Origin of the sequence: Legionella drozanskii LLAP-1 (genome assembly GCF_001467585.1) — a bacterium.
GTDB lineage: Bacteria > Pseudomonadota > Gammaproteobacteria > Legionellales > Legionellaceae > Tatlockia > Tatlockia drozanskii.
Map to the genome: position 1 here is coordinate 685,746 of NZ_LNXY01000020.1, position 19,660 is coordinate 705,405.

Sequence of the window (19,660 nt, forward strand, 5' to 3'; positions counted from 1 at the left end):
GATTAGGTTTACTTAGCGATTAAAAATAGTGATGTTAGCATGATCATCATTAATAAGCTGCGCATTTGAACTATACATTTTAAAACTGGTCGAGTTGTCAAAGTAATCAACAGTTATTCCAGAATACCCATCAGTAAATACGAGAGTACCGCAGATATGATACTTTCCATTTCCACCATAGACGACTTGAGTAATTTGTCCTGGGGGTAATATACAGAAACCCTGGTTGACTAAGCTACCTTGTTCGCAGACTTTAGGCTCAGAGCGGTCAAATTTAACGTATACCTCACGTCTCGAGCAAGGTTGATTTACAATAAACCAAGTTTTAGCGGTTTCATTCCGAATTGTCCTTTCCCTTTTATTAGCATAGCTGTTTGATGAAACTAAGAAAAAAATAACGCTTAAAACGGAGAGAAAAGGTAATAACAGCTTTTTCATAAGTAAACCTTATCAACAGGAAGGTGAAAAATTATACATGGATGTTAAACAGTTAACAATAATTTGAACAAAGAAAATAAACTGGAGAATACTGAACAAATAATCTACAATTTGACCTGAGAATAACATTTTTGAGGTTAATTATGAAATGGATAGCCCTAGCCCCAATGATTGTTTTTCTAGCAGCCTGTGGCTGTTGTACAAGTCCCGGAGTCTTAGAATATCGCTCTGTGACTTATACACCCACAGTAGTAGCAGCTCCCGCGGTCATTGCACGACCACGAGCTGTTGTTGTAAGACCTATCTATTATGATCCAGTCACCATCATTGATTCCGACCCTATTGATGTGACCACAACGACTATTGATTATTATTAAGGTCCTTCAAATTAGGCTAAAAGTTCTGTACTCATTTGAGAGCTTTCTAGCCTAATTCTCTTCAAATATTTATTCACCATTAAAATAATAGTAAAATAGACGATTATCGCTTTTATAGCACAATCTATGTCGGTAAAACTGCCCAGCAGTACCTCAATTAAACGGTGTGATTAGGTAAAAAAATGAAACCATATGTAATTGTAACTTTTTATAAATTTGTTTCTCTTAGTGATTATGAATTAATGAGAGACCCACTATTAAAAGCAATGAAAGACAATCAAGTTAAAGGGACTATCATCTTAGCAAGTGAAGGAATAAACGGCAGTTTTTGTGGCAAAGAAGAAGAAATAGGGCCATTAATGTCTTACATAAAAACCTATGAGAATTTACAAGATTTAGCATTTAGACCGACTTATAACGACTTCAATCCTTTTGCAAAAGCCAAGGTCAAATTGCGCAAAGAAATTGTCTCTTTAGGGGTGGAAAATATTAACCCACAAGATGTTTGTGGCGTACATTTAGATTCAAAAGAATGGAATGAGTTACTAGCGGATCCCGAAGTAGTTGTTATTGACACTAGAAATGACTATGAAGTTGAACTTGGAACGTTTAAAAATGCAATCAATCCTAATACTGAAAATTTTAGAGATTTCCCCGAGTATGTGCAAACGCATTTAATCGAGAAAAAGGACAAAAAAATAGCCATGTTTTGTACAGGAGGTATTCGATGTGAAAAATCTACCGCTTATCTTAAAAAACTAGGGTTCAACGAAGTCTATCAATTGAATGGCGGAATATTAAATTATTTGGAATCTGTTCCGGCAGAAAATTCACTTTGGGAAGGCAGTTGTTTTGTCTTCGATGACCGCGTTGCACTTGATCAAGAGTTAAAGGGTTTTGAAAAAGGAACTATTGATACCGAATGGAAAAATAAGCACAAGAAAAAACAAGCGTAGTCTTGATGCAGCGAAAGCTGCATCAAGACTACGTATTACTCATTGCAATTAAAACATCGTATTACATGAATTCTTTATATGTTGCTTATCTTTCATTTTGCGTATTTCTTTTTCTGTTAGCGGTTTAGCTGTCCTTTCCCCTTTATTTAAGCCACTAAATAAGGTAGAGCCTCTTTTTTTCTCGTGGTTGTTTTCTGCCATTCTATCTTCGGATTTAGCTGGTCGCTCCCCTTTTTTGGCGCTAAATAATAAACTACCGTAACTATTCCAGACGGATCTACCACCACCACTCTTATTTTTACGCCAAACAGAGGATAAGCTTTGCTGGCATTCTAATTCATGATATTCCTTTTTATTTTCAAGATATTTTTCCGTAGTCATTATAATAAGTTCGAGTAGCTCTTTAATTTTATCTGGCTTGTTAATACCATTTTTTTCAAAAATTTCCTCATATTTTTTTATCATTTCATGAGAAAATTCCTTTATGTTATATTCATTTAACATGGCTTTTTTAATGGGGAAAAGAAGCACTTGTAAAACTTCATTTACTTCCTTAATAAAACAATCAAGGGTCAGTCCTCTTTCTCGGACATGATCTCCGTTCTTTGTTATCAACGTCCTAATTTGCTCACCACTAAGAGGCAATACGCGTTGTTTCCGTTTTTTAATGTCATTAAGTTCTTTTTCAAATTGCTCAAGATTATTAATGGTGACTTTTTCAGCCGTTCCATCTGATTTAATATAATACAGCTGTTTTGTTTCACCATTTCTCAAATAAATATAACTCTCTTTATATTCTGCAAAGTCTTGAGGTAATTTAGACCTCACAAAGAGCTCACACCCTATTTCTTCGTATATAAACAGGTATAGCTGCTTAAGCGCTATTGCAATATTTTCCATACTTTCTTCAATTCTTTCTAAGCTCTGGTTTTTTAATTTTTGTTTTTTTGTGTTTAGTTTTTTAGCCTTTTGATTTTTTAATTCTTCAATTTCCATCAACCTTTCATATTCTTGTTGGTGTGTTTTTTGTGGAGAAAATTCTATTCCTTCAGGGTGAAAACTGTAAGATATTTCATATAGATCCGTATCAACTATAGATAGTCCTGCTTCTTTTTCGGTTGAATCATTTTCATTATCTAGTGGAGAACAACCATAAAAATCGCTGTCTATTTCAGTTCTATATTTGTTGGTATTATCATTTAATATATCGAGTAAAAGTTGTTTTATCTGTAGATCAACTAAAAGGCTTGTCATCTTATGAATACTGCCGTGACGTCTTTCTTGAGTATTTCTAATTTTCTCTTCTCTTTTTATATCTAATTCATCTGATTTTTCTTCTGGATTATTGAGTTCCTTTATACTGTCATCACATCCTTGTACTACTTCTTTAGCCAAAGTAATTTGGTTTTGATAAGCCCCTAGGTAAGGAATGCCATATTCTTTAAACAATTGTTTCTTATTTTTATTAGATGAATTTTCATTTGCCTCTCTCACCTTGCTCATAATTTGTAGCGCTCTGTCGGATAATCCTTTGTTTAGTCGGCAAATAGGTACTTGTTCGAGGGCTGCAGAGATTGCTAAACACGACTGGTAATCACCTAGCGCCCAGCTTTTAGCCAGAATTAAAGCCCAACGTTCCATAATCAAAATACGTTCAGCGTAACTTTTGGTTTGCAGTATTTCTTGGGTAATGCGCTCAGTGATTGCATTATAAGAATTTGTAGATTTTTGGACATCTGGTATCTCGTTAAAGTCCTTTATTTCTATGTCTCTAAAATGACAAAATGCGTGAGCAGCTAGCTCTTTCGATACAATTGAGGCAAGTGCATCGTATTTAACAAATATTTCCTGAGCAACCTCCTCTAAAATATGTTTAGGTAGGTATAATTGCAAGTTTTCAATATTCTTAAAAGGATTTATGTTGGCTTGATGTAATTTTGTAGAATTGCTAATTATTTCTCTTACTTGCTCAACATCCATTTTTTCAATTAAGTATTTTTCAATTAGATCTGATTTATCTTTTTCAATTTTCGCCTGCATTTCAAACTTCCTTCGTGTAAATTCACGTATATAAATTGTTAGTTTACCTTAATAAAAACAAAGTGATTATCGTTTATTCTCTGTGGTCATTTTTGGCACTTTATTATTTTTGAATAAATTTTGCAAGAAGTATATCTTTTGGATAGTAAAATCATTTTAGAATATTGAAATTTTTTCCCTACATTCAGCAAAAAAATAGTGATTGAGAATAAACATAAAAATAGACATTTTTTTGGAAAAACCTTGCTTATCGGGAACTACTTTCACGAACTCATCCTTCCAATTATTTCTATGCATGATATATTGCTAAAAAGGATGATTCGTATAAAATCTCGGAAGTCATCTTTCTTGCTTAAAAAGCATCTCATGCGTGTAAGTTTACTGAAAGTATTCCTTTTTTTAGAGTAAAAATATGTTCGGAACGGTTTTCGATAGGCTGATTTCTTTGTTCGCTCCTAAAGAACAACGATCAGATAAAAACATTAGGACCTCAGGGTGGACAGAAGAAACCAGGTACCAATTTCATCCTGGTGATCTTATTGCTGCCATGAGGCTTGATAGTGCTAAATACTCTCCTCACGGCACAATAAGTTTAATCGAGCTTGCTAGTCATACTACTGGCAAGGGTAGAGAATATTTTCAATCAAATTTAACAACGGAGGGTGGGATTCGAGGATTTAATCTTATTATTCTTCCTCTATTGGTGCTGATTCGACCCTATTTAATCGAATCATATCCTGAGATCGCTAAGTTTGCTGAATCATTGTCAAAACGTGATTTAAAAAACAGATTTAAATCGCCAGAAGAAACCAAGCGTTTCATTGAAGAAATTGAAGAAAAATTAGGTAAAACGATCTCTGTTCAACCCTTAAATATACCTAAAAAAGTCCTAGATCATTTTGTTATAAAATTGCAACAAAGATTAATTTTTAAAGTATCAACATCTCCATTGTTCGGATTACCTGAACCACAAGAAGAACAACAGTGTAAGTTATGATAGTGCTGTTTGATAATTCGTTCTTTAATGAAGTTGCTCCCATTATAATTGATTTCGATGAATTCAAATATAGAGATAAATTACAGAAACGAAGCAAAAATTGTACAGATTTGACAAGCATAAAATTAAAATCTAGCATACATCTGTTTGTTAGATGGCGCGGGGTGTCGTAAATAGACTGAGAGTTACCCGTCGAACTTGAACTGAGTCATATCAGCGTAAGGACGCCTTCAAAAAATCCATGCCATGTTTCTATGTGGCACGGTTCCCTTTTTGCCATCTCCAATATTATTCATACATTAATACAAGGAGTCATGGTCATGTCATCACTAAAATCTAGAATTAGTTTATTACTCAATTGGTACACAAATCCTTATCACGCGCCCATTCTTGCGGCACATCAATTAGGGTTTTATTTACAGGAAGACATTAAACTTGCCATTTTAGAACCAGCTGATCCTAGTGATGTTACGGAATTGGTTGGGTTAGGAACAGTAGACTTTGGTGTAAAGGCTATGATTCATACTGTCGCAGCTGTTGCTAAAGGATATCCTGTGACATCAATAGGTACCCTACTGGATGAACCACCCACCGGTTTGATTGCATTGAAATCGAGTGGTATTAATTCGTTTGATGACATTGTTGGCAAACGAGTGGGATATATTGGCGAATTTGGTAAGAAAATTATCGATGATTTAGCGAAGCTTGCAGGTATTGATCCAAGCAGTTACCAAACAATTCGTATTGGGATGAATGTCACGGATGCAATTTGCCGAGATATCATTGATACGGGTATTGGCTTCATGAATTTTCAACTAGTTGAATTAGAACATCTACGAGGTGAAACTCAATTTTTGCGAATTGATCAATTAGCAGGACTCGGGTGTTGTTGCTTTTGCTCGATTCAATTTATTGTGCCAGAACATACACTGCAAAAACCTGAATTGATTCAGGGGTTTCTCAGAGCAACACAGCGAGGAGCCGCATTCACAACGGAGCATCCTGAAGAGGCATATGAATTATTGTGCCAAGCTAAACCGCAGTTGCGTACACCTATGTATCAAAAGATTTTCATTCGCACGTTGCCCTTTTTTTCACGTACATTACTTAATGTCGACAGGGATTGGGAAAAAGTTGGACGCTATACTAAACATTTAAATATTATTGATGAAACCTTTGATCTATCGCAATGCTATACCAATCGTTTTTTACCGGAAACGCCTTATTCTGATTTAAAACCAATCGCTTGTTGTCTAAGCTAATCATGCAAGCCGGCATTGGTATGTATGTGAGAGACCTTGCCGGTATTGCAATTTTCTTGAAATGATTGAGATAGTTAATGAAATTATTGCATATAATTGTCAAGAGATAATTAATTTTTCTATCTCAAGTCCTTTTCAGTTTTATAAAATTACCATAGCCATCACCCAGGATTTTTTTACACCCTTTTTAACAGTATTTCAAAGATCCTGATTTGCATGCATTTTCTGAAGGTTCGATAAGGACTGGCTCAGAAACCACAATGGGGAAAGGTTTGGAACCAGCAATTTCATGTGATAATGAAGCTGATCTTTTCTGGAAATATTTTTCATAATCCATTGATTTGTTATATTTTCCTACACGTAACACTGCTAATAATTTAAATAAATTTCGGTCTTCTTCATCTTCTGTTTTTAAGATCAAATTATCGACAATATAACCCTCAATTTCTGGCTCTTTAGTCCCTGCAGTTCCCGTACTATTTTCTGCCAGGTTATGCTTTGCCACTGTACTGCCATATTTTTCGCGAAAAGCTAATTTTTTCTCATGATTATCATTAAAACTAACAATCTGCCCTTCACTTATAAGTTGTTTTTTCAAAGCGGCACGAAACTCTGCAATTTCGCCATAACGGTCAACGGCACTCATACATCCACCCGTCAACATACCCATTGATTCCGCCAACAATCCTTCATAAGCACTTAAAAAAATATTTTCCCGATCATACCAGTGGCGGGAAAGATAAATAAAATGAGGGATAATGAATGGTAATTTGACTAGCTGGGCGGCCACTGTGAGGATGCCCCTGATTCCCCAATCGACTAAATGACCGAAACCCAAAAAATACCATTCCCGTAAATGATTACGACTCCAATTAGAAATATGACGCCTTGCAGATCCTGCCCAAGTTTCGTGGACCATGCACTTTAATTCAACCGCAGCTTGTAAGCCTAGTGTTAAATGACGACGAGTTTTGCCGGGAAGTGTATAAAAAGGATAACTCCCCTCAATGAGCGCTCGACTCAGTTTTTCTAGCGCCGCCTTAACTTGTGGACCTCGCGATTTATATGGCGTGAACCAGGCATGATCGGCCGAAGTTAAAAAATCGACTAAGATATTTAAATCATCGTTTGGATAGCGACTAGCCACTTGTTGATAAATACTTACGGACTGGTTAATAAGAGCGCGGCTATGACTAATATCATGATTACGAACTCGAGCTCTATTTTGCCACATATTAATGCAATGATTCGTTTCCAACAGTTTGATATTAACTCGCAAAAAATCAGGAGGAATTGGTTCAGGTCCTGCAATTTTTTTTAGTTCACCGCGGCTGGGATGGAAATAAAAAGCTTCATCCGCAAAATTATGGCTCAACTTCCTATTGGCTTTGTATTTACTATCAATAACGCTGCCGCCCAATTTTGTGGCCCTTGCTTTTTGTTGATCAGGTGTAAAACTCACCTCATCACCAATTAAAGTTTGATGCAAAATAGTAAAAGGAATTGGACCTTCTTGGTAAAAATCACCCCAAATAGACATAAAATACGCTAACTGCTCTCTCATTTGCGGAATTATCAATTCCGAATGGTTCCAGTTAGTAATCGCTTGCCTCGCTTGGGCATTGGGCACATCCAAAGGCTCAGTGATCGCTGCTCGTAGATGTTGACCAAACACCGATATCTCGTCCTCTTTGACATAAATATCCGTTATCGCTGCAGCATTCGCAGGATTAGGTGCTAAACGTGTCATTGGCGTGCTGGAGAGCCTAGACCAAGTTAATCCATGCTGCTCGATAAACTCATCGAACCAGGGTTCCTGTGCAAATTCTGTACGTAAATCTATAAGCCATTTTTGCTCATGCAAATTTTCCCAGGGAGATTTTGTCGTTGTTCCTGCACTAAATGTTAGGGGTTGGACATAGCGGATAAAAAATTCATCTTGATTTAAACGTTCTACTACACAATGCTCTCTAACAAAATCACGCTGCCACAAAAAATCACGTACAAAACAAAGCGCCTCAAAAATTTGATGGGGTTTTCGTTTTTGAAAAACCTTCTTTTCCAATAAGTTAACTAAAGCGCCATGAAAATCATTCGTTTCTTGTACTGCTTGCGCGATTGTTGCAATTTGTTGCATTTGGCGAAGATACACTTTGATAACTTCAACCAATGGCTCATTTTCTTTCTGGCTTAGTCTTAAGATCTCAGCGGCTGCACGCGCCATGTCAATACCCCGTGCCGTAACATCAGCTACCGAACTCCCTTTTTTTTCACAGACCCGAATTGGTTTTTCATTGAGTAAAGCGATGCCATATTTGTTCGCTAAATGCGATTCACGCCAATTTTTCAGCCAAGGTTCTACAGTGTCAGCCCTTAACTTAGTCAAATCAGCGGCAACAATATCCTGTGGAGAAGAAAATTGCATCTGACTAATAGCAATCCAAAGCGCTTTTGCTTGTTCATCGGTCAACATTTCTCATACCTTGATAAAAACAACTATAAAAAAATGGCAATTATATCAAAATATACTCACCTCAGTATAAATACTTCCCTCAAGGATAAAAGACAAGTTAAGATGTAAAATCAGCTCATTGATTGTAAACCTAATATGCAACGCATACTGGCTCTTATAATTCTTTATAGTGTTAGCTTTATCGCTTATGCTCTTCCTCAAGGTTTTATCTACTTACACGATCTTGCTCCCAGCATTATCCAAGACCTGCGTTATACAACCAGTAATAATTTTATCGGTCATCCAATACCGGGTTACAAAGCCAGTCGGTGCATCCTTACTTTGGCTGCAGCCAATCAATTAGCCAAAATACAGAAAGCCGCAATTAAAATGGGATATAGTCTCAAAGTTTATGATTGCTATCGGCCGCAACAGGCGGTCAACAGCTTTTACCAATGGAGCCAAAATCCACAAGACAATCGTATGAAAGCCCTTTTTTATCCACGCGAAGATAAAAAATACTTATTTGCCAAAGGCTATATTGCAGAACACTCAGGCCATACCAGAGGGAGTACAGTTGATCTGACTCTAGTAAAAATTGGTGCAACTTATCCTCATTCTAAATCAGTTACTACCCCTTGTTTTGGCAAAACACCTAATTATCGAAACGATGATTCAATAGATACCGGCACACGTTTTGATTGCCTAGATGCCAGTGCAAATGTTTTTTATCCTGATTTAAGTCAACCGCAAAAAGCGAATCGATCTCTGTTACGTCATTTGATGCTGACCAATGGTTTTAAACCTTATCCCCAAGAATGGTGGCATTTCACTCTCAGGAATGAACCTTACCCTAAAACTTATTTTGATTTTCCAGTAAGATAAATGGTGCTTGCCGCACCTTGGCCCAGCTTTCTATACTAGCTAATGGATGAGCAAATAGTTTTACAAACTTCCACATCTTTGCCTGTCTCTCTTGATTCCTAGCCAAAGCTGGCCTACTTTTATTTTGGGAGACCAATATGAAGCTGCCTTTGCTATTCAAAGTTTATCGTCGCACATTAGCCCTTACCAGCTATGTTCTGCCGAGCTATGTAGGCGTTTTAAATGCGAAGCGTTTTATGACCCCAACTCGGCATCAACGACCCGAATGGGAAAAAAAAATTATTGCCGGAAGTGAGGAAAAAACGTTAACTTCTCAGGTCAAATCCTGGCATTGGGGATCTTCAGGGCCAAAAATTTTGCTTGTTCATGGCTGGGATGGTCGTGGAAGCCAGCTTGGCTTTTTTGTAGCACCACTTGTCGCTGCCGGTTTTCATGTCATTGCAATTGATGGACCTGCCCATGGCGACTCTCCAGGAAATAGAACCAATTTGCGGGAATTTGCAGAGAAAATGCTGGCAACTCAACAAGAACTGGGCCAATTATATGGTATAATTGCCCATTCTTTTGGCTGTGCAGCCACTGCTTTGGCAGCGGATAACGGGCTTATTACTCAAAAAATTGTTCTTATTTCCTCCCCCTGTGATTTACAAAATATCTTTGATCGTTTTAGCAACTTTATGCAGCTTTCACCCAAATCAAAATATTATTTTCAACATTTTGTGGAAACTGAAGCTCGACTCAACGTCAAAGAGACAAGGATCCATGAATTGATTGCTCGCATACCCCATCCAATAATGGTCATTCATGATCAAGATGACCCGGAAATACCTTATAGCGATGCGCTAAAATTAACTCAAAATCTAGCTCATGTGAAGTTTGTTGCCACCAAAGGCTTGGGACATCGGCGTATTTTAAAATCTAGTCAGGTCGTGGAACAGGTGATTCATTTCATGGGAGAAAACTCATGTGGGTAACCTTTGCCATCATTGCCGCTATTTTGTGGGGATTAAACTATACTTTGGCAGAAAAAATACTTAATAGCATTTCACCAGTCAGCTTATTGGCTTTAGAAATGTTAGGCGGTGCCATTATGTTTACCATCCTTTCCTACTTCACTACCATGAAAAAAGATTTTGAGATAATCGTGACTCAACCTAATGTCCGTTGGCTAATTTTAGCTGAAATTATTGTAGTTTTGCTGGCTAGTTTTTTTATTGTTGCATCCATCCGCCTTAAAAATGCCACTGTAGCTGGCATTCTTGAATTAATGTATCCCCTATTTACCATTCTGTTTACCTGGCTCTTATTTCATCAAACGCATGTCAATATTCCGGTTATCATAGGCGGCATTTTAATTTTCATTGGTGTCGTTATTATCAGCCTTGCTTAAAATAGCATTAGCGCTTGACATTTAATTTAATTTAAACGCATACTGTACAAAATTTTAATTAGATTGATTTAAATGAAACAGATTGATTTACAAAAAATGATGATGCGCAACCTGGGCACTGTTGTCCAGGTTGGGACATTCGTTTGTGAATCGGCGTTAGACAAATCACTCTCCCCAATACCAGTGCTCAGGATACCAAAGAGGTTCTTTCCAGGAACCCAACTTAAACGCTAATAACGAATTAAATCTCAGAGAAAGCAAGCTCTGAATTTAAAATTTAAGTTCGAGGTATTTATGGCTACTCCAGCAAAAGACGTACAAGCAGGACTTGTGCATATTCCCTTAATTTTAAAATCATATATTCAGAAAAACATCCAAGCCGTCACGGCAAAATATCTTTATATTGGCGAAAGAGGAATTAATCCGGCTTTTCAATCCCTTGCAGAGGTCAATTCGCGATTGCAACCGAATGAAAAACGTATTTTTGCATTTCGTAGCGATTTTGTTATTGCGACTGGGGTTAAAAATGCCTATCAGGAATATAATTATCATGGTTTGGAAAAGGTCATTGCTCCTTCGCTACATCAATATGTGAATTGGAAGGATCGTTATGGTCATCCCTCAATTACACAAGCGGATGATAACTATAATGGAGAAGTCTATTACGCAGGTTTTGTTTGTCAAAGAGAAGGCTATTTGGAAGTGTTTTTATCGTCAGGTCGTTTTAATCGAGCTGATAGAGTGGATGAGGGGATTCTGCCTTTATCTAAAGAGCAAATTCATATTATCGAGTCTTATCTAAGCTTAGAATTCTGTAGAGCTTACGGCAATCAAAACATTGTTTTTTACGACACTCTTCCAGGAAAACAGGATGACGAAGATTCTGCACTTTTTTTCACTGACAAGCCCTTTTCAGCGAAGAAAGAAGGTCGCTCTTATACTGCAGAATCGCTCGCTCTCGCTGTAACTCATGCGGAAACTGCACTAAATTACAACGAAGCGCAGCATTTCATTCAAACGCAGATTAAACCCGTCATCCCTAAATATTCTTATCCGGGAGAAAAGAGCATCAATCCTGCGTTTCAAAACATTGAACAAGTCAGCTCCCCCTTACTACCGTTAGAAAAGCGAATTTGGGCATTGCGCTCAGATTTGCAATTGGTCACAGGCGTTAAAAATGCTTATGAAGAAGAATACGGCTACCAGGGACTAGCTGATACTTTTAGTCCATCCAATCTGATATTTTTAAATCGCAAAGATCGCTACGGTCATCCCTCTTTAACCATTCCGGAAGGAGATTACGATGGCTCTGCTTTTTATGCGGGCTATCTTTGTCAACGGCAAGGTTATTTACAAGTTTACTTAGCTTCTGGTCGTTTTGATCGCAATGATCTGGACCAGCAGCAAGTCGCTATTTTAGAGGCTTATATAGCAGCCCATTTCCAGGCTGCTTATGGCCAACAAGAGATTGTTTTTGATTACGCTGATCCGGATAACAGCTACTACCATAGGACTTTTTTCAGTCACGGCAGTTTTAAAGAGGATAATCCACAACGACGTTATGACGCAGCAAAAATCAGAGAAATCCTCACAAGCATTTCATCTGAAAAATGCCTTGAGGAAGACATCAGAGCTTGCGGCTTGCAGCAAGGTATAGGGTAGTCAGCCCCGTCTGAGTTATCCCTTGCCTCCGCGAAGGCAAAGGATACCTCAGAGCCCTTGTTGGCTAGACAACAGCCTCACGAATAATCCATATTCGTTGGGCAGGGCCAAGTGAGTCAACAGACTGAGTCCATAATACCAACGGCTTATCTCCGGTTGCAGCGGGCATTGATTGAGCAAATAGCGCAACGGCAAAAGCATATCTTTTCCTCAACGCTTGCAGTGCATTTAATACTCGAGCTGCATCGGGTTGATTATCTTTCAGTACAAGCTCATTTCCGCGGTAAATAACCGTAACTGCCTGCCCTTTGAGCGATTGTTTTACCACCGTTTCTAAACGTCGCCATCGAGCCTGTCTACCGCGCTGAAGTTCGGCTTGAGTTGGGTTTTGTTGGAATTTGATTCGTTTATTTGAAGAAAACACTCTGGATAATATGTTATTCCCCGGTTTTTGTTGTAAAAAATAAGTACATAAGGAATCAATCAAAGAACGATAACGACCAGAAATAGAAGGGCTTGTTCCAGGTCGGTTATTAATAAATATGGCAAAGGCTAAAGTATGTGCATTGGCCGTATATAAATAACCTGAGAGGCTAACAACGCCGGTCATTGTACCTGTTTTAGCACGAACCAAATCTTGCTGATTCGGTTTTTTAAACCGTCGTTGAAGGGTCCCATCTCGTCCTGAAACAGGCAAAGCAGCAATATATTCATAGGACAGTGGGAAGCGCTCATATAAAAAACGTAATAAACTGACCGTCTGGTTGGGGGTTAGCAGATCATGGCGCGATAAGCCTGAACCATCCGTTAATACCGCATTACCTAGCTCAATACCGGTTTGTTGCTGAATGAATTTCTTCACGATGAACTGAGCATCTCCCCAATCGACGGGCGAGCCATTTAATTTTTCTGCAGCGTGCAAAAACAAACTGTCTGCATACAAATTATCGGAAGGTTTCAAAGTATCAGCCATTAATTGAGAAATGGGTTTTGAGGTTTCTGTTGCAATCAGTAGCGATCCAGAAGGCGCTTTACCAAGCATTACCTCACCTTCAAATGCAATATTGGCTTCACTCAGTTGTCGTCTAACTAAACCTTGTGCATAGCTGAGCGGATTGCGGATTGCCATCTTCTGCATGACGGCCCATTGGCCGACACCGACACAACCGCGGACAGTCAGGTGGTTATCCTTATCCATTGAAAAATCCACACCACAATGCGCCGAAGTGGCCTTGGTGTTTACCTGATTGTTGATCGTAATACTGCCGCTGGCATCATCCGTTTCAATAACCGCTGGATCGCCTGGTTTACCCGCGGGATTAACCGTGACCATTAGACGATTGGTATCAATGATTAGAGGAGCAGCAGGCGCTCCATAGCTATAGACTAAATCCGTCGCCATCCAACCAGGGGGATAGGGACTCGCTACAGCATGACTGCTATCGATATATACATTGCCTTGAATATGATTAATGTGCCAAGCCTTCAGGCCCGCAATAAGCGTCGCAAGTCGTTCATGACTAAATGAAGGATCACCTGATAGATGGAGGTACAATGAACCCTTCAACGCCCCTTGCTGCAACTGCGTGGCATTCGTACTAAGCTGATTTCTAAAACGATAATCAGGTCCTAATACCATTAACGCTGCGGCATCCGAAAAGAGCTTCATGTTTGAGGCGGGAATAAACGTGCGTGATTGATTGCGGCTAAAAAGCGTTGCACCGGTTGTTACATCAACGACCTCTATACCGATATTCATTGTTGGGTCGATTGCATCAATTAACCGATCTGCACCACTTTTAATACTGGCATGTGAGGATACCGACAAAAAAGCACACACTAATCCCGACAACATCCTTTTCATCGATTTGGGTTCCTTAGTTTAAAAGTAATAATAAAAGCCCCAAAGCGACTTGGGAAAAAGCTTAATCATAACGCAAGCCCATCCTCTCCAAAAGCCCTGCCAGGGTATCATTATCAAAAAATTTTACTTGTAACCAACCACCTTCACGGTTGTCGTTAATAATTTGTACAGGCGCTCCGATTTGTTCAGCTAGTTTTATTTGTAAACGTTCGATATCCCGATCTTTTCTTGCATCCGCTTTCAGGGGATCATTTGTTTTTAATTCCTTCACCTTTTTTTCTAACTGCCTGACGGACCACTCATTTTGCTCTATTTGTTCTGCTAATAATCTTTGTTGGCTTGGGTGCAGTCCAACCAACATACGCGCATGTCCAAGTGAAAGTTGTTCATTTCTTAATCGCTGCTGCACTGATTCACAAAGAGTCAATAAACGCAAAATATTAGCGATATGGCTGCGCGATTTACCGACTAAATGAGCTATTTCTTCTTGGTGAAAATGAAACTCATCAAGCAACCGTCGATAACCAGTGGCTTCTTCGATTAGATTTAAATTTTGGCGTTGAATATTTTCAATCAAAGTCACCGCTGCGGCTTGCTCATCGCTGTAGTTACCAATAAGACAAGGTAACTCCGCTAAACTGATAAGCATCGCAGCCCGCCAACGCCGTTCGCCAGCAATGATTTCATACCGCTCTTTAGCTAGCTCTCTAACGACTAAAGGTTCAATGAGTCCTTGCGTAGCAATCGATTGCGCCAACTCCTGCAGTGCGTTCGCCTCAAAATTAACTCTGGGTTGGTAGCGGCCAGGTTGTAGCCATTCGATTGGAATCGATTTAAATTCTGTTTTCATAAAAACGATTTAAGGCAAAGATGAGCTATTGTTTCATAAGCGGTTCTGACTAAGCAAATAAAAGCTCTGTCGAAGTTAGGCTGCTGGGGCTGCAGAATTTTGCAAGTTGGGTTGATCCATTTCTCGCGCTCTGGGATCTTGAGCAAAAAGACCGAAGGCGGATTTACCGATTCCTTTTGGCATTTGCCGTTGTACTTCAGCGTCTAATAAGCGGTTGCGCTCCATTAAGGCTTCAGCCTCAGATTTTATATAACTGTCTCCAGAAGCTAAAATTTTAACGATATATTGCGCCGCTTTCTGCAAACCAGAGACTTTTCCATTTGCAGCATAGTCTCGACTTAAAACTAACATCGCGTTAGTAAAGCCCTGTTTCGCAGAAGCCTGCATCAAGTTTAAATAGGTATCAGACTTTTTGTGAAAGAGCTGGGCTAATTGATATTGAGCCATTTTATCGCCCTGAGTAGCCAACATTTTTACTTGCTTCATTAAGGCTAAGGTTTCAGTCTTAGTGTAATAATTATCAGGATTTTCAGTGAGTGCTTTAACTAAATTGGCTAATTCACTCATCAATAAATTCGGTGTCATTGGGATACTAATGCTCAAAAAGAATACTTAGAAACTACAGATTATATGAGTAAAATTAAGACAAGATTAAATGTCGTTTGGTTTACATTATTTTTACGCTTTATCGTACAGAGACCAACCAAGATGAAATAACATATGTGAAACTATGGCAGCCAATAAACCGTATTGCCAAAAAAGCCAACCAAACAGAATTCCTTGCCAAAGATTTAGTAGCAAAGTGACATAAATGAAACGACGACTGGGTTGGCAACCTGCAGCTAAATAAGTCGGCAATTGTCCAAATCCGAAGAATAATCCACTTAGAAAAATAGACCCCCATAGGAGTATCGGCGTGCTGCGGCCCAAAAATAAAATTGAAAAAAACACGAGGACGTTCATCAATCCCCAGCGAGCTAGCACTTCTTCAACTACCCCCCCATAAAGAATACATCCATCGGGACGCAATACCGAACGAATTTTCCTCATTGTATTTAAGGTTTGTTCATCGAGAATAGATTCAACAACTGCATAATATAAAATCAAAAAAACAAATAATCCGCCGAGAGTATAAAGGAAAACAGGTAAGATTAGATTCTGTATCGCATTCAGCGCTGGCTGACCAAGTAATAAGGCCTCTAAAATGGGAGCCTTAAGCCCGGTACGCAAAGACAAGACTGCCCCCGCTAAACTCATCAATAAAACCATAATTAGAGTCTGAACAACAGCAAGACGACTAATTCGAGCCCTTAGTTCTTCGCTATTATTAGGCAATAATAAATGAATGAGGCGCGGGATGGCGATAAACGTTCCCGGTAAGGAGAGGCAAAATACTAAGATAACAAGTGGCCAATTAATTTGCATTTATTAAAGAGTCCCTTTTACCATTCAAAACGCTAAATTCAATTACACAACAGCGCCAACTGTGCGCAGACGTTACTGAAAAAAGTGAGGCAGAAGCAAGGTACAAATTTAAGTTAAATAATTCTTTAGCTTCGAAACCCTGATTTGTCTCGTCGCCACGCTTCTTCCAATGACGGTACAGAAGAGCAACTAGGTAACACCAGTTAAGCGCCGCGGGGAAGATTGTGTCTTTCCACAAATTACAACTTACGCAGAACGCTATAAAAAAATCCGTCCCCATTTACTTCGCTAGGAAATATTTGCCAGCCATGTCCTGTCGCCTGCCCCCAAGGTTTATTACCCATGACGAATTGGCAATCCGATTGGTTTGCAACGAAACGAGCGATCTGCTGCTCATTTTCTTGTTTCATTACTGAGCAAGTTGCATAGACAAGTAACCCATTAGGCGTTAATAACTGCCATAGAGATTGCAATAATTGGAGTTGTAATTCAACTATCCTACTAATTTCGCCTTCAGTGCGTAAGATTCGTATATCGGGTTGACGCCTAATAACTCCTGTTGCCGAACAAGGTGCATCGAGAAGAATACGATCAAAAGGTTTACCATCCCACCAGGTTTCTGGTTGAAGGGCATCGCCTTTCAATAGATTCGCTTTTAAATTTAGGCGTGATAAATTTTCCGCAACTCGTTGTAAGCGCTTTTCATCCACATCCAGGGCCACACATTCAGCAAGTTGAGATTCTGCTTCTAAAATATGACAAGTTTTGCCACCAGGTGCACAGCAGGCATCAAGCAAACGAAGACCAGGTTGTAATTCTAGAAGAGATACTGCGAGTTGCGCGGATTCATCTTGCACTGAAACCTCTCCTGCAGCAAAACCAGGTAAATCACGCACATCGCAAGGAACGTCCAACGTCAAACCAAGGCTAGAATAAGGATGGGGCTTCGCTTGAATATTAAGTTGCTCCAATTGCTGGAGATATTGCTCTCTTGAAAGCTGACGCTGATTAACACGCAAACTCATGGGCGGATGGCTATCATTCGCTTTCAATATACTTTGCCAGTCATGCGGCCAATCCACTTGTAATCGCTTAATAAGCCAGCCAGGATGGCCATAAATAAAATCTTCATTCGCTTCTAAGCCAGATAAAAATATAGCTTGCTCCCTGCAGAATGCTCTAAGCACCGCATTCACCAGCCCCTTTGCCCAACTCTTTTTTAATTGCTCAAGCAAAGCAACGGTTTCTTTTACGACAGCATAATCAGGCTTTTGCATGTAATGTAACTGATACAAACCAATGAGTATGACAATCCAAACCTCCTGTACTTTGGGGCGTTTATTCATCAAGCAATCGGCTAAGGCCTGTAAGCGGTAATAATGGCGACAAACACCGAAGCAGATTTCCTTTGAGAGCGGGGATAAATCTTCTTCTGAATGCATCAGATGAGATAAAGGAATTTTGTCTTGAACTAACTTTAATAAAATGCGTAGTGCCTTTAAACGCTCATTTTTTTTCATTGTAAGACCAAATTAACATGAAGTTGTGAGCGACCAGCATTTAACCAGTCAGCTACTGTCATTACTCTTGAACCAGAAAATTGAATTGTTTCCACCATGATTGCCTGTTTAGCTGTCGCGACCAACATTCCCCTTTTATCGAGAGCGAGGATAGTTCCAGGTGCCTTAGAGCTGGTGATATCGACAATATAAGCACGGTGAATACGTAATAACTCTTCGCCAGCTTGCGTGTAGGCAATAGGCCAGGGATTAAAAGCTCGAATTTGTCGATCGATTTCAATCGCTGTTTTTTGCCAATTAATGGCTGCATCTTCTTTTTTGATTTTGGCTGCGTAAGTCGCTAGATTATTATCTTGAACCTGTGGTTTTGCTGTTCCGGTTGCTAAAGCATCAATTGTTTTAAGCAAAGGGGCCACAGCTAGTTCAGCTAATTTGTCATGCAAACTGCCAGCGGTATCATGATCAGTGATTGGACAACTCACTTCAGCTAGTTTATCGCCGGTATCCATACCAATATCCATTTGCATGATCGTTACCCCAGTCTCTCGATCACCACTGAATATTGCTTGCTGGATAGGCGCAGCCCCTCGCCAACGTGGCAGCAACGAAGCATGAACATTAATACAACCTAAACGAGGAAGGGTTAAGATTCGTTGTGGCAAAATAAGGCCATAGGCAATCACCACCAATAAATCTGGTTTCAATGCCGCCAATTCGGCGACAGCCTCTTCGGTCTTAAAGTTGAGTGGTTGATAGATCGGTACTTGATGGTTTATTGCCCAACTCTTCACTGCGGAAGCTTGTAGCTTTCTACCGCGGCCTGCTGGTCTATCAGGTTGAGTGTATACAGCGAGCAACTCATAGGTGGACGCAGCCAAGGCATCGAGACAAGGCAGAGTGAACTCTGGGGTACCCGCAAAGACTATGTGCAACTGACTCATGGCTTCCGTAAATGTTGACGCTTAAATTTATCAAGTTTTCGACGAGCGATTGCACGTTTCAATGGAGACAATAAATCCACAAACAGCTTGCCGTTTAGATGATCGATTTCATGTTGGAAGCACTCTCCCAAAATACCATCGCCACTCATTTCATACTCTTTTCCATGACGATCTAAAGCGCGAATGGTCACTTTATTTGCACGCATCACTTTGTCATAAGCGCCGGGTACAGATAAGCAACCTTCTTCATATTCAGTCTCACCTTCTCTAGCTATAATCTCAGGATTGATCAACACGAGCTGATGTTTTTTATCACCAGAAATATCGATCACAGAAAGGCGCAAGCTGATTCCGATTTGGGGTGCTGCAAGCCCAACTCCTCTTGCGTGATACATAGTTTCAAACATATCATCAATCAAAGTTTGTAGTTCATCGTCAAAATGTTCTACTGGTTTTGCAACCTGTCGTAACCGTTCATCAGGCAAATAAATAATTTTACGAATTGCCATAAACACCTATTTTATTGCGAATATTGCATGCTATTATCGCCAATACCTCGCAAAGCTGCAAGATGTCAATATTTAGCTCAATGAAAATAAGC

18 protein-coding genes and 1 riboswitch are annotated in these 19,660 nt (G+C 39.3%); of the genes, 8 read left to right on the forward strand and 10 right to left on the reverse strand.

Going from position 1 to position 19,660, the window contains the following annotated elements:
* Nucleotides 1-12: 12 nt before the first annotated feature.
* Nucleotides 13-438, reverse strand: coding sequence for a hypothetical protein (locus Ldro_RS07435; RefSeq protein ID WP_058495767.1), 426 nt, complete (start codon nt 436-438; stop codon nt 13-15).
* Nucleotides 439-581: 143 nt separating this feature from the next.
* Between Ldro_RS07435 and Ldro_RS07440 the strand changes: the two genes are divergently transcribed.
* On the forward strand, nt 582-815 hold the full coding sequence (locus Ldro_RS07440) for a hypothetical protein (protein WP_058495768.1): 234 nt from the start codon (nt 582-584) through the stop codon (nt 813-815).
* A 182-nt stretch (nt 816-997) separates the two neighbouring features.
* Nucleotides 998-1,771 (forward strand): oxygen-dependent tRNA uridine(34) hydroxylase TrhO, encoded by a 774-nt coding sequence (gene trhO, locus Ldro_RS07445; RefSeq protein ID WP_058495769.1) that lies wholly within the window; start codon nt 998-1,000, stop codon nt 1,769-1,771.
* Nucleotides 1,772-1,819: 48 nt separating this feature from the next.
* Here trhO and Ldro_RS07450 read toward each other — a convergent pair whose 3' ends face one another.
* A complete protein-coding gene (locus tag Ldro_RS07450; RefSeq protein ID WP_058495770.1) occupies nt 1,820-3,811 on the reverse strand; it encodes a RasGEF domain-containing protein in 1,992 nt (663 codons plus the stop codon).
* Between the two features lie 412 nt (nt 3,812-4,223).
* On the opposite strand from Ldro_RS07450, the gene Ldro_RS07455 reads away from it, so the two are divergent.
* Together Ldro_RS07455 and Ldro_RS07460 are read left to right on the forward strand one after the other, a co-directional pair.
* Entirely contained in the window at nt 4,224-4,808 is a 585-nt protein-coding gene (locus Ldro_RS07455; RefSeq protein ID WP_058495771.1) for a hypothetical protein, read from the forward strand.
* Nucleotides 4,809-4,958: 150 nt separating this feature from the next.
* Nucleotides 4,959-5,050, forward strand: a riboswitch (TPP riboswitch).
* A 78-nt stretch (nt 5,051-5,128) separates the two neighbouring features.
* Entirely contained in the window at nt 5,129-6,070 is a 942-nt protein-coding gene (locus tag Ldro_RS07460; protein ID WP_058495772.1) for an ABC transporter substrate-binding protein, read from the forward strand.
* A 187-nt stretch (nt 6,071-6,257) separates the two neighbouring features.
* Here Ldro_RS07460 and Ldro_RS07465 read toward each other — a convergent pair whose 3' ends face one another.
* Nucleotides 6,258-8,543 (reverse strand): hypothetical protein, encoded by a 2,286-nt coding sequence (locus tag Ldro_RS07465; protein ID WP_058495773.1) that lies wholly within the window; start codon nt 8,541-8,543, stop codon nt 6,258-6,260.
* Nucleotides 8,544-8,678: 135 nt separating this feature from the next.
* On the opposite strand from Ldro_RS07465, the gene Ldro_RS07470 reads away from it, so the two are divergent.
* The 4 genes from Ldro_RS07470 to Ldro_RS07485 all read left to right on the forward strand — a co-directional run bounded on the left by Ldro_RS07470 (nt 8,679) and on the right by Ldro_RS07485 (nt 12,459).
* On the forward strand, nt 8,679-9,407 hold the full coding sequence (locus Ldro_RS07470; RefSeq protein WP_058495774.1) for a M15 family metallopeptidase: 729 nt from the start codon (nt 8,679-8,681) through the stop codon (nt 9,405-9,407).
* Between the two features lie 137 nt (nt 9,408-9,544).
* Nucleotides 9,545-10,381, forward strand: coding sequence for an alpha/beta hydrolase (locus Ldro_RS07475; RefSeq protein WP_058495775.1), 837 nt, complete (start codon nt 9,545-9,547; stop codon nt 10,379-10,381).
* Nucleotides 10,372-10,797: a DMT family transporter gene (locus Ldro_RS07480; protein ID WP_058495776.1), complete on the forward strand. Its 426-nt coding sequence runs from the start codon at nt 10,372-10,374 to the stop codon at nt 10,795-10,797. Before Ldro_RS07475 ends, Ldro_RS07480 begins: the two co-directional genes overlap by 10 nt.
* A gap of 294 nt (nt 10,798-11,091) precedes the next feature.
* Nucleotides 11,092-12,459 (forward strand): hypothetical protein, encoded by a 1,368-nt coding sequence (locus Ldro_RS07485; protein WP_058495777.1) that lies wholly within the window; start codon nt 11,092-11,094, stop codon nt 12,457-12,459.
* A 64-nt stretch (nt 12,460-12,523) separates the two neighbouring features.
* Here the strand turns inward: Ldro_RS07485 and dacB are convergent, their stop codons facing one another.
* The 7 genes from dacB to def form a co-directional block, all read right to left on the reverse strand.
* Nucleotides 12,524-14,323 carry a D-alanyl-D-alanine carboxypeptidase/D-alanyl-D-alanine endopeptidase gene (gene dacB / locus Ldro_RS07490; protein WP_058495778.1) on the reverse strand — a complete coding sequence of 600 codons (1,800 nt, stop codon included), beginning with the start codon at nt 14,321-14,323 and terminating at the stop codon, nt 12,524-12,526.
* A gap of 61 nt (nt 14,324-14,384) precedes the next feature.
* The gene (locus Ldro_RS07495; RefSeq protein ID WP_058495779.1) at nt 14,385-15,173 is read right to left on the reverse strand and encodes a ParB/RepB/Spo0J family partition protein; all 789 of its coding nucleotides are present in this window, start codon (nt 15,171-15,173) and stop codon (nt 14,385-14,387) included.
* 75 nt (nt 15,174-15,248) lie between these two features.
* Nucleotides 15,249-15,758 carry a hypothetical protein gene (locus tag Ldro_RS07500; RefSeq protein WP_058495780.1) on the reverse strand — a complete coding sequence of 170 codons (510 nt, stop codon included), beginning with the start codon at nt 15,756-15,758 and terminating at the stop codon, nt 15,249-15,251.
* Nucleotides 15,759-15,851: 93 nt separating this feature from the next.
* Nucleotides 15,852-16,598: a CPBP family glutamic-type intramembrane protease gene (locus tag Ldro_RS07505; protein ID WP_058495781.1), complete on the reverse strand. Its 747-nt coding sequence runs from the start codon at nt 16,596-16,598 to the stop codon at nt 15,852-15,854.
* 239 nt (nt 16,599-16,837) lie between these two features.
* The gene (gene rsmB / locus Ldro_RS07510) at nt 16,838-18,118 is read right to left on the reverse strand and encodes a 16S rRNA (cytosine(967)-C(5))-methyltransferase RsmB (protein WP_058495782.1); all 1,281 of its coding nucleotides are present in this window, start codon (nt 18,116-18,118) and stop codon (nt 16,838-16,840) included.
* The gene (gene fmt / locus Ldro_RS07515) at nt 18,115-19,059 is read right to left on the reverse strand and encodes a methionyl-tRNA formyltransferase (protein WP_058495783.1); all 945 of its coding nucleotides are present in this window, start codon (nt 19,057-19,059) and stop codon (nt 18,115-18,117) included. Before fmt ends, rsmB begins: the two co-directional genes overlap by 4 nt.
* Nucleotides 19,056-19,568, reverse strand: coding sequence for a peptide deformylase (gene def / locus Ldro_RS07520; RefSeq protein WP_058495784.1), 513 nt, complete (start codon nt 19,566-19,568; stop codon nt 19,056-19,058). The genes fmt and def overlap by 4 nt, the downstream gene beginning before the upstream one ends.
* Nucleotides 19,569-19,660 lie beyond the last annotated feature (92 nt).

What these genes read in the sequence shown, in the direction of transcription:
- Ldro_RS07440 (WP_058495768.1), top strand. Translation starts at nt 582, where the DNA reads ATGAAATGGATAGCCCTAGCCCCAATGATTGTTTTTCTAGCAGCCTGT.
- Ldro_RS07455 (WP_058495771.1), top strand. Translation starts at nt 4,224, where the DNA reads ATGTTCGGAACGGTTTTCGATAGGCTGATTTCTTTGTTCGCTCCTAAA.
- Ldro_RS07470 (WP_058495774.1), top strand. Translation starts at nt 8,679, where the DNA reads ATGCAACGCATACTGGCTCTTATAATTCTTTATAGTGTTAGCTTTATC.
- Ldro_RS07505 (WP_058495781.1), bottom strand. Translation starts at nt 16,598, where the DNA reads ATGCAAATTAATTGGCCACTTGTTATCTTAGTATTTTGCCTCTCCTTA.
- Ldro_RS07500 (WP_058495780.1), bottom strand. Translation starts at nt 15,758, where the DNA reads ATGACACCGAATTTATTGATGAGTGAATTAGCCAATTTAGTTAAAGCA.
- Ldro_RS07460 (WP_058495772.1), top strand. Translation starts at nt 5,129, where the DNA reads ATGTCATCACTAAAATCTAGAATTAGTTTATTACTCAATTGGTACACA.
- fmt (WP_058495783.1), bottom strand. Translation starts at nt 19,059, where the DNA reads ATGAGTCAGTTGCACATAGTCTTTGCGGGTACCCCAGAGTTCACTCTG.
- Ldro_RS07450 (WP_058495770.1), bottom strand. Translation starts at nt 3,811, where the DNA reads ATGCAGGCGAAAATTGAAAAAGATAAATCAGATCTAATTGAAAAATAC.
- rsmB (WP_058495782.1), bottom strand. Translation starts at nt 18,118, where the DNA reads ATGAAAAAAAATGAGCGTTTAAAGGCACTACGCATTTTATTAAAGTTA.
- Ldro_RS07480 (WP_058495776.1), top strand. Translation starts at nt 10,372, where the DNA reads ATGTGGGTAACCTTTGCCATCATTGCCGCTATTTTGTGGGGATTAAAC.
- def (WP_058495784.1), bottom strand. Translation starts at nt 19,568, where the DNA reads ATGGCAATTCGTAAAATTATTTATTTGCCTGATGAACGGTTACGACAG.
- Ldro_RS07465 (WP_058495773.1), bottom strand. Translation starts at nt 8,543, where the DNA reads ATGTTGACCGATGAACAAGCAAAAGCGCTTTGGATTGCTATTAGTCAG.
- Ldro_RS07485 (WP_058495777.1), top strand. Translation starts at nt 11,092, where the DNA reads ATGGCTACTCCAGCAAAAGACGTACAAGCAGGACTTGTGCATATTCCC.
- trhO (WP_058495769.1), top strand. Translation starts at nt 998, where the DNA reads ATGAAACCATATGTAATTGTAACTTTTTATAAATTTGTTTCTCTTAGT.
- dacB (WP_058495778.1), bottom strand. Translation starts at nt 14,323, where the DNA reads ATGAAAAGGATGTTGTCGGGATTAGTGTGTGCTTTTTTGTCGGTATCC.
- Ldro_RS07435 (WP_058495767.1), bottom strand. Translation starts at nt 438, where the DNA reads ATGAAAAAGCTGTTATTACCTTTTCTCTCCGTTTTAAGCGTTATTTTT.
- Ldro_RS07495 (WP_058495779.1), bottom strand. Translation starts at nt 15,173, where the DNA reads ATGAAAACAGAATTTAAATCGATTCCAATCGAATGGCTACAACCTGGC.
- Ldro_RS07475 (WP_058495775.1), top strand. Translation starts at nt 9,545, where the DNA reads ATGAAGCTGCCTTTGCTATTCAAAGTTTATCGTCGCACATTAGCCCTT.